At 71.4% G+C, this 9373-nt stretch carries 9 protein-coding genes; 5 read left to right on the top strand and 4 right to left on the bottom strand.

The features are described 5' to 3' along the window. The coding region (locus A5714_RS26440) for a RyR domain-containing protein (RefSeq protein ID WP_369829409.1) at positions 1 to 1096 on the top strand (1096 nt) is incomplete at its 5' end. A gap of 141 nt (positions 1097 to 1237) precedes the next feature. Further along, positions 1238 to 2776, top strand: coding sequence for a sensor domain-containing protein (locus A5714_RS01425; RefSeq protein WP_068281986.1), 1539 nt, complete (start codon positions 1238 to 1240; stop codon positions 2774 to 2776). A gap of 244 nt (positions 2777 to 3020) precedes the next feature. On the opposite strand, the gene A5714_RS01420 is transcribed toward A5714_RS01425, so the two are convergent. After that, entirely contained in the window at positions 3021 to 3893 is an 873-nt protein-coding gene (locus tag A5714_RS01420; protein WP_082959509.1) for an aminodeoxychorismate lyase, read from the bottom strand. A 123-nt stretch (positions 3894 to 4016) separates the two neighbouring features. On the opposite strand from A5714_RS01420, the gene A5714_RS01415 reads away from it, so the two are divergent. Further along, positions 4017 to 5105, top strand: coding sequence for a folate-binding protein YgfZ (locus A5714_RS01415; RefSeq protein WP_068281984.1), 1089 nt, complete (start codon positions 4017 to 4019; stop codon positions 5103 to 5105). 146 nt (positions 5106 to 5251) lie between these two features. Further along, entirely contained in the window at positions 5252 to 5437 is a 186-nt protein-coding gene (locus A5714_RS01410; RefSeq protein ID WP_068281981.1) for a DUF3073 domain-containing protein, read from the top strand. 55 nt (positions 5438 to 5492) lie between these two features. Here A5714_RS01410 and purM read toward each other — a convergent pair whose 3' ends face one another. The 3 genes from purM to A5714_RS01395 all read right to left on the bottom strand — a co-directional run bounded on the left by purM (position 5493) and on the right by A5714_RS01395 (position 8722). Then, the gene (gene purM / locus A5714_RS01405) at positions 5493 to 6587 is read right to left on the bottom strand and encodes a phosphoribosylformylglycinamidine cyclo-ligase (protein WP_068071561.1); all 1095 of its coding nucleotides are present in this window, start codon (positions 6585 to 6587) and stop codon (positions 5493 to 5495) included. A gap of 80 nt (positions 6588 to 6667) precedes the next feature. Then, complete coding sequence (gene purF / locus A5714_RS01400) at positions 6668 to 8194, bottom strand: amidophosphoribosyltransferase (RefSeq protein ID WP_068071562.1); 1527 nt, start codon at positions 8192 to 8194, stop codon at positions 6668 to 6670. 132 nt (positions 8195 to 8326) lie between these two features. After that, on the bottom strand, positions 8327 to 8722 hold the full coding sequence (locus tag A5714_RS01395; protein ID WP_068071564.1) for a sterol carrier family protein: 396 nt from the start codon (positions 8720 to 8722) through the stop codon (positions 8327 to 8329). Positions 8723 to 8741: 19 nt separating this feature from the next. Here A5714_RS01395 and A5714_RS01390 point away from each other — a divergent pair. Then, positions 8742 to 9373: MCE family protein (locus tag A5714_RS01390; protein ID WP_156747122.1), on the top strand; the 632-nt coding region annotated here is incomplete at its 3' end.

The raw sequence follows: 9373 nt of genomic DNA, 5'->3' as shown, positions 1-9373 counted from the left end.
CCCCGCGACCAGCGCGGTGATCTTCGTCGACGCGCACCTCGCGACGACGGCGGCCCGGCTGGCCGCCCGCTTCCCCGACATGCCCAGCTACGTCGCGGATCTCAACACCAGCATCAGCGACGACTCGATCCAGGTCGTCGGGCGCCTGCAGTCCTTCTCCCTGGTGCTCGACACCCGGGAGGGCCAGGTTCAGGACGCGTGGGAGCGGGCGGCCCGGCTGATCCACGAACGGTACGTCTCGACGATCGACCCGCACGGCGCGCGGTCCCCGGCCACGCTGCCGTGGACGAAGCTCGACGAGTTCTACCGGGGGTCCAACCGGCGCCAGGTGCGCAACGCGCTGTGGATGGTGGAGCAGATCGCGAGGCACACCTGGAACACCTGGGGCAGCCCGCCCGCGCAGCTGTCCGGCCACGAGATGGCGGACCTGGCGCCGTTGGAGCAACTCGCGCTGATGGGTTTCGACGAGCACGCCGCGCTGAGCATGGCCCGCGCCGAGCACGAGGACTGGTGCCGCTACTACCGCCGCAACGGCTGGAAGTACGGGTTGCCGCGCGACGACGCGCGCAAGATCCACAACAAGCTGGTCGACTGGTCGGAGGTCGAAGGCGACCCGGAGTTGCTCAACGCGGCGGTGCGCAGCCTGGCGGGCACGCTGTGGAGCTTGCGGCAGTTGGGCTTTCGCTCGCGCCCGCTGTGGCAGTCGTTCAGCCGGGTCGGCACGGTCAGCGCCGAGCAGCGCAGCACCCCCTGGTCGTGGACGTCCGATTCGGGCCACACCATGCGCGGCGACGCCGGCGACTGGGCGGTCAGCGAGGACGGCAAGGTCTGGTCGGTGCGCGACGACATCTTCCGCGACACCTACGAGCCGGCCGGCCAGGGCCGCTGGCAGCGCAAGGGGCGGGTGCAGGCCCGCCCGGCGCAGCCCGGTGAAACCGTCAACACGCTGGAGGGGCCGACCACCGCGTCCGAGGGCGACTGGATCGTGCGCGGCGAGCAGGGCGAGCAGTGGCCGGTGCCCGGCCCGGAATTCGCGCGCCGCTACGCCGAGATTCACCCGGCCGGCCAGGCGCCGGGCCTCGGCGGCGGCGCCTGAGTTCGACGCGGACGGGCAACCGAATCAGCGGTGAAGTTACCCCTTCCGCACGTGTCCAACACTGATACGGTATCCGCGCACGCGCCGGCCAGCTAAGGGCTTGCGCCCCGGTTTTCTTTCCTGCCTCCCTAGGAGATCGCGATGGCGTTGTTCATCAGCTACTCGAGCCAAGACAGGTCGACGGTCGACGCCCTGACGACCGCACTGCGGCGCGGGCAACAGCAGGTGTGGTTCGACCAGGAGCTCGGCGGGGGCGACTCCTGGTGGAACAAGATCTTGGAGCAGATCCGCAACTGCGAGGTGTTCATCGTCGCGTTGTCCAACAACTGGTTGCAGTCCAAGCCCAGCCAGGCCGAGCTGCGTTACGCCCGGGCGCTGAACCGCCCCATCCTTCCCGTGCGCATCGGCGACGTCGACAGCATGCGGGTGAATCCCCTTGCCACGCTACAGATCATCGACTACCGGGAGCCCACCGTCGACGCCGGCATCCAACTGGTCACCGCCGTGCACGCCCTGCAGAGCAAGCCGGTGCCGCTGCCGGACCCGTTGCCCGAGGAGCCGCCGGTGCCGTTCGGCTACATCACCCGGCTGGGCAACCAGATGGCCGAGAAGGAGCTCAGCCCGCAGCAGCAGCTGCAGCTGCTGGTGGAGCTGCGATCCGGGCTCGACGAGGACGGCGACGACCCCAGCGCGCGCGGTGACATCGCGCAGTTGCTGCGCATGCTGCGGCTGCGCCACGACGTCACCTACCGCACCCGCAGCGAGATCGACAACGTGCTGGCCGAGATCGAGGCCCGGGACGGCTCGCCGGCCGGCCCCTCCCCGACGCCTCGGGAACAGGCCGCGACCACCGTCGCCGCCACGCCGGTCGCCGCCACGCCGGCGGCGTCCTCCACCGCGCCGGCCGCCGGGCCTGCCGCGGGCGGGGGCAGCAAGCGGCTCGTCATTCTCGGCGGCGCCGCCGTCGCGGTGATCGTGGCGATCGCGCTCGCCATCGTGTTCGCCACCCAGGGCGGCAAGACCAAGTCGGCCCCGAGTTCCAGCGCCAACTCGGGGCAGAGCGCGGCCGGCGGTTCGGGCGCGGGTTCGGGTCCGGCGCCGTCGAACGGTGGTGACACGAAACTGGATTCGTACCTGCTGGGGCCCGCCGACGTCGGCAACGTCGTCGGCGATCCCAACCTGGTGGTCTCGGACAAGTCCGCACAGCTGCGCAACCTCAAGGCGACGGTGTCCAACGCGGACTGCAAGGGACCCTACGAACCGATCGAGGAGTCGTCGTACAGGGGCGCCGACGGCTTCAAGGCGGTCAGCGGGCAGGCCGTGCACACCGCCGGCGAGAACGCGCCGCACCGCGTCTACGAGGCCGTCGCGGAGTTCGCCTCCCCGGAGCGGGCGGTCGCGTTCGTGCAGGCGTCGGCCGACAAGTGGCGGGCGTGCGCGGGGCAACAGGTGACCGTGACCTTCAACGGCAAGAGCTCGGGGTGGACGTTCGGTGAGGTGACCGGCGCGCCGCCGAAGATCTACCAAGAGCGCACCGAGTCCGACGGCGCCCGGGTCTGCCACCACGCCCTGCACGCGGCGGCCAACGTCGTCGTCGACCTGCTGATGTGCGGGCCGGACGCGGCGACGGGTCAGGCGGGCAAGCTGGCCGGGCAGATCGCCGCGCGGGTAAGCCAGTAGCCGGGTCGTGACATGGAACGGCCCCCGAGCCATGCTCCCGGTTGGACTTGACCGGGAAGCTCGGGGGCCGGGTGACTGCGGGGAATTCGCTAGCGCACGTCGGTGGCTAGCTCCGCCGAGCCGGTGCTGCTAGCGCGCAGCCACCTCACATGTCCATGAAGCTATCAATTTCGCGGACCACCTCCCTTCTTGTGTACGGCCGACCGTACCCGCGAAACGGGGAGCCGACAACACAATTCAGCGCTCAGCGGTCGCTGACGATCGCCGCGTCCACCAGTTCGGCGAAGTCGGCGGCCAATTCGGCGCCGGCCACCGGGCGTCCGTCGAGCGTGTGCACCCGCGCCGCCAGCGTGATGCTCGACACCAGCCAAACCGCTCGCGCCGCATACAGATCCGCCACCCGCAGCGGCCGGTAGTCGCAGTCGTACCCCTTGCCGCGCGCCACCTCGAACAGGGCCTGCTGCGTGGTGCCCCGCAAAATCGGATGCCACGGCGGCGGGGTCAGCAGCCGCGGGATGCCGCCCGCGCCCGACTCCGCGGCCGTGGCGATCACCACCGTCGAGCGCGGCCCCTCCAGGACGAAACCGTCCGAGCTGACGAAGACGGCGTCGGCGGCGCCCTGGCGGGCGGCGTGCCGCAGGGCGGCCATGTTGACCGCGTACGACAGCGTCTTGGCGCCCGCGAGCAACCACGGCATGGTGTCGGTGCCGGACGAGGGAAGCCCCCGATCCAGGGTGACCGCGGCCAGGCCGTCGCGCCGCACCGCCGAAACCCGTTCGGCCACGGCGCTGACGGTCACGTACGCCGTCGGCGTCGAGCCGTTCTCGCGGCCGCGGCTGAGGATCAGCCGCATCGCGGCCTCACCCGCGCCGGCCTCGGCCCAGCGGCCCGCGGCGACGTCGATCGCGTGCCGCCAGCGGGCGAGGTCGGGCTCGGGAAGGTCCGTCAGCCGCGCCGACTGGGTCAGCCGCTGCAGGTGCGACTCGACCAGGCACGGCCTGCCGTCGCGCACCAACAGGCTCTCGAAGATGCCGTCACCGCGAACGGCCGCGAGGTCGTCGGCGTGCAGCAGCGGGGCGCTCGGCGGGTGCACCTCGCCGTCCAGGGTGACGATCACGCTCGTGTCCGCGGGCATGGGAAGAGAGCCTAGTGGCGAGCGTGCGGCGGGCCGCGCACTCGGCACCCGGCGCGCGGCTGTCCGCACGCCCGGCGCGGGCCCCGGCATCCGTAGAGTTGAGCTGTGAGCCACGCAGTCCCCGCCCCCGATTCCGGACCCGACGCGGGCGCCGTTTGGCACTACGGCGATCCCCTGGGCGAGCAGCGCGCGGCCGAGACCGCCGCGGTGCTGGTGGACCGATCGCACCGCGCGGTCCTGACGCTGACCGGCGCCGACCGGCAGAACTGGCTGCACAGCATCTCCACGCAGCACGTCGCCGCGCTCCCCGACGGCGCCAGCACCGACAACCTCAGCCTCGACGGCCAGGGCCGGGTTGAGGACCACTGGATCCAAACCGAACTGGGCGGCATCACCTACCTCGACACCGAGCCGTGGCGCGGCGAGGCGCTGCTGGGCTACCTGAGCAAGATGGTGTTCTGGTCGCAGGTCGTCCCGGCCGCCGCCGACATCGCGGTGCTGTCGCTGCTCGGGCCGGGGTTGAGTGACCCGGCGGTGCTCGCCGCCCTGGGCCTCGACGCGCTGCCCGACGCGCGGTCGGCCGTGGCCACCGGCGGCGGTTTCGTGCGGCGCACGCCCGGCGCCGGGAGCCCGGCGCTGGACCTGCTGGTGCCCCGCGCCGACGCGGCCGGGTGGCGGGACCGGTTGGCGGGCGTCGGGGTGCGCTCGGCCGGGGTGTGGGCCTACGAGGCGCACCGGGTGGCGGCGCGGCGGCCGCGCCTCGGCGTGGACACCGACGAGCGCACGATCCCCCACGAGGTGGGCTGGATCGGTGGCCCCGGGGTGGGTGCGGTGCACCTGGACAAGGGCTGCTACCGCGGGCAGGAGACCGTCGCGCGGGTGCACAACCTCGGCAAGCCGCCCCGCATGCTGGTGCTGTTGCACCTCGACGGCTCGGTCGAGCGGCCGTCGACGGGCGACGCGGTGCTGGCCGGCGGGCGTGCCGTGGGCCGCCTCGGCACCGTGGTCGACCACGTCGACGACGGGCCGATCGCGCTGGCGCTCGTCAAGCGAGGGCTGCCGGGCGACACCCCGCTGGCGACCGGTCCGGACGCCGCGGTGGCTGCGGTGATGGACGCCGATTCCCTGCCGCCGGCCGAACAGATCGGCGCGGGACGACTCGCCGTTGAACGGTTGCGCGGCGGTGCGAGATAATCGTCGATGACGTCCGCCACAGCGGGGAGGGGGCACCGACGCCTGCCCCCGCGGCACGGTAAACTGCTACCAGGACAATAACGACACAGGAGATCGGAGCCGCCTACATGTTAGGCCGCTCCGTTATTGCGCGAGGGGGTTCCCCCATGGGCCGCGGCCGGGCTAAGGCAAAGCAGACCAAGGTTGCTCGAGAACTCAAATACAGTTCTCCGCAGACCGACTTCCAGCGGCTTCAGCGCGAGCTGTCCGGGACGGATTCGGACGACTCGACCGAACTGGACTCGGACGGCCTGGACGAACCCTGGGATGACCAGGACACCTGGCGTCGTTGAGACCCGCGCGGGCCGGCGTTAACCCCTCGCCCCCCGGCAGCGCGGTAGTCCTTCCCTAGAACCTCGGGTGTTGCCCCACCAATTTCGCCCGTGGACCTTGCTTCCCGCCCTTGCCGACGGTGCCCAGCACCCAGCAGTCCAGGTGGCGCGCCGTCAGGATGGCCAGCGCGCGGTCGGTGTCCTCGGGGGCCACGACGGCGAGCATGCCGACCCCCATGTTGAACGTCTTCTCCATCTCTTCCCGGGCGACCCGGCCGCGCTGGGCGATCATCGCGAACACCGGCGCGGGTGTCCAAGTGCCACGGTCCATTTCGGCGACCAGCCCATGCGGGATCACGCGGTGCAGGTTCGCGGCGAGCCCACCCCCGGTCACGTGGCAGAACGTGCGGACGTGCGTCTCGGCGGCCAGCGCCAGGCAGTCCTTGGCGTAGATGCGGGTCGGCTCGAGGAGTTCCTCACCGAGCGTGCGGCCGAACTCCTCGACGTAGCCCTCCAGGTTCATCCGGTCGATCTCCAGAAGCACCGTGCGGGCCAACGAGTATCCGTTGGAGTGCAGGCCGGACGAACCCATCGCGATGATGACGTCCCCCGGTTTGACGCGGTCGGGGCCCAGCACGTCGTCGGCCTCGACCACCCCGACACCCGTCGCCGAGATGTCGTAGTGGTCGGGTTCCATCAGGCCGGGGTGTTCGGCCGTCTCGCCGCCCAGCAGGGCGCAGCCGGCCCGCACGCAGCCCTCGGCGACCCCACTCACGATCGCGGCGAGCCGTTCGGGCACGGCCCGGCCGACGGCGATGTAGTCCTGCAGGAACAACGGCTCGGCGCCGCACACCACGAGGTCGTCGACCACCATCGCGACCAGGTCCAGGCCGACGGTGTCGTGCTTGTCCATCGCCTGGGCGACCGCGAGCTTGGTGCCGACACCGTCGGTGGACGCCGCCAGCAGCGGCTCGCGGTAGTCGCCGCGCAGGGCGAACAGCCCGGCGAACCCGCCGAGGCCGCCGCGCACCTCGGGGCGGGTGGCTTTGCTCGCCAGGGGCTTGAACAGTTCGACCGCGCGATCGCCGGCGTCAATGTCCACCCCGGCCGACGCGTAGGTGATGCCCTGGCCGTCCGGGTGGTGTCCGGGGGTCTTTCCGGGATCCGTCATCGCGATAAAGGCTACCGGGCGGCCTTGCCGGCCGGTATCAAACGTCCGCGTTCCGTCGGTCGAGCGGCGAGGTGGGGCCGTCAGTGCACGACGGGCACTTCGTCGGGCGCGAGATCCTCGAGCCCGGCGCCGCGGGCGGCGTTGGCGAGCATGTGCTCGATGACGTTCTTGCCCAGGGCGCTCTCCTCGGGCAGCTCGATCGGGTACTGCCCGTCGAAGCAGGCGGTGCACAACCGTGATGCCGGCTGCTCGGAGGCCGCGACCAGGCCGCGCAGCGAGATGTAACCCAGCGAGTCCGCGCCGATGGCGTGCCGCACCGCCTCCAGCATCTCCCGCTTGTTCTCGACCGCGTTGGCGATCAGCTCGGCCGGCGACGGGAAGTCGATGCCGTAGAAACACGGCCACTTCACCGGCGGCGACGCGATGCGCACGTGCACCTCGAGCGCGCCGGCCTCGCGCAGCATTCGCAGCAGCGCGCGCTGGGTGTTGCCCCGCACGATCGAGTCGTCGACGACGATGAGCCGCTTGCCGCGGATCACCTCGCGCAGCGGGTTGAGCTTGAGCCGGATGCCGAGCTGCCGGATGGTCTGCGACGGCTGGATGAAGGTGCGCCCGACGTAGGCGTTCTTCATCAGGCCCTGGCCGTAGGGGATGCCCGATTCCTGGGCGTAGCCGACGGCGGCGGGGGTGCCGGACTCCGGCACCCCGATCACCAGGTCGGCCTCCACGGGAGACTCGCGGGCCAACCGGCGGCCGATCTCCACGCGCGTCGCGTGCACGGAACGGCCGGCGATGGTGCTGTCCGGGCGCGCCAGATAGACGTATTCGAAGACGCAACCCTTGGGCGTCGGGTTGGCGAACCGCGTGGAGCGCACGCCGTCGGCGTCGATGGCCAACAGCTCCCCGGGTTCGATGTCGCGGACGAACGAGGCGCCGACGATGTCGAGCGCGGCCGTTTCGGAGGCCACCACCCAGCCGCGGTCCAGCCGGCCCAGCGACAGCGGGCGCACGCCGTGCGGGTCGCGGGCGGCATACAGGGTGTTCTCGTCCATGAACGTCAGGCAGAACGCGCCGCGCACCGTCGGCAGCAGTTGCAGCGCCGACTGTTCCAGGCTGGAATCGGCCGCGCCGTGGGCCAGCAGCGCGCCCAGGATGTCGGAGTCCGTGGTGGCCGGGGCCGGGGCGCGCTTGGCGATCAGCCCCTCGTCGCGTGCGCGAGCGGCCAGCTCGGCGGTGTTGACCAGGTTGCCGTTGTGGCCCAGCGCCACCCCGGTGCCGGCGGCGGTGTTGCGGAACACCGGCTGCGCGTTCTCCCAGGTGGTGTCGCCGGTGGTGGAGTACCGGCAGTGGCCGATGGCGACGTGGCCCTGCATGGCGGCCAGCGTCTGCTCGTCGAACACCTGGCTTACCAGCCCCAGGTCTTTGAAGACCAGGACCTGGGAGCCGTCGGCGACGGCGATGCCGGCGGCCTCTTGCCCGCGATGCTGCAGCGCATACAGGCCGTAGTAGCTGAGTTTGGCGACGTCCTCGCCCGGGGCCCAGACCCCGAATACGCCACACTCTTCCCGAGGCGCGCTGAAATCCTCTTCGGGTTCCTGGACGGTCACGATTAGGCAGCTCCCCGGGGAACGATTGGTGACGTAGGGAAGTCTACGGGCACGACGGCCGCGCCGCCCAATCCCCCGGGCGTGTTGGGCGACGAAAATCCTTGAGCCGCACTCTAAACCTGCAGTTCAGAGTTACATTCCGTCGACGTCGACCAGGGGCAACCAGTGTTCGATCTCACCCGCGCGGGACCCCGACAGCCGAATCGCGGCGGAGCTTCTGGCCGCGGCGAACGACGTCATGCCGGCGGCCAGCAGCAGCCAGGTCCGGGGGTCGGTCTCCACGACGTTGGGGGGCGTGCCGCGGGTGTGGGCCGGGCCGGTGACGCACTGCACGGCCGCGAACGGCGGGATGCGCACCTCCACGCTGCGGCCGGGCGCCACCGCGGCCAGCGTGCGGGCGGTCAGCCGGACCGCGGCCGCCAGCGCCGCGCGGTCGGGCGCGGGCCGCGCCTCGTCGCGCAGCCAGTCCGCCACGGCCAACACGGCCTGCCGGGTCTTGGCCGGGTCGGCCTTGTCGCGGGCAGCCATACCCTAGGGTCTCAAAACCATGAAGCGTCGTTTGCGGCGCGGGCCACCGTACAAGCTCGTCGGCCTGGCGACGGTCGTGGTCCTCGGCCTCGCCGTGGCGGCGCTGTACCTGCAGTTCCGCGGCGACCTGACGCCGGTGACGCAGCTGACCATGATCGCCCCCCGGGCGGGCCTGGTCATGGGCACCGGCTCGAAGGTCACCTACAACGGCGTGCAGGTCGGGCGGGTGTCGACGATTTCGGAGACCACCCGCGACGGCGTGCCCGTCGCCGTCATGATCCTCGATGTCACACCGAAATACGTGCGCCAGATCCCCGCCAACGTGGCGGCCACGGTCAAGGCGACGACGGTGTTCGGCAACAAGTACGTGGCGCTCACGTCACCGGAAAACCCTGCGGCACAGGCGATCACACCGGCCACGGTGATCGACGCGACGTCGGTGACGACGGAGTTCAACAGCTTGTTCGAGACGCTGGTCGCCATCGCGGACAAGGTCGATCCGGTCAAGGTGAACCTGACGCTCAGCGCGGCCGCGCTGGCGTTGACCGGGCTGGGCCAACGGCTCGGGGCGGCCCTGGTCGACGCCGACGCCATCCTCGACGACGTGAACCCGCGGCTGCCGGTGCTGCGCGGCGACCTGGCCCGCTGGGC

It is taken from the genome of Mycobacterium sp. E2462 (assembly GCF_001672685.1).
GTDB lineage: Bacteria > Actinomycetota > Actinomycetes > Mycobacteriales > Mycobacteriaceae > Mycobacterium.
This window is presented reverse-complemented; position numbering and strand designations above follow the sequence as displayed.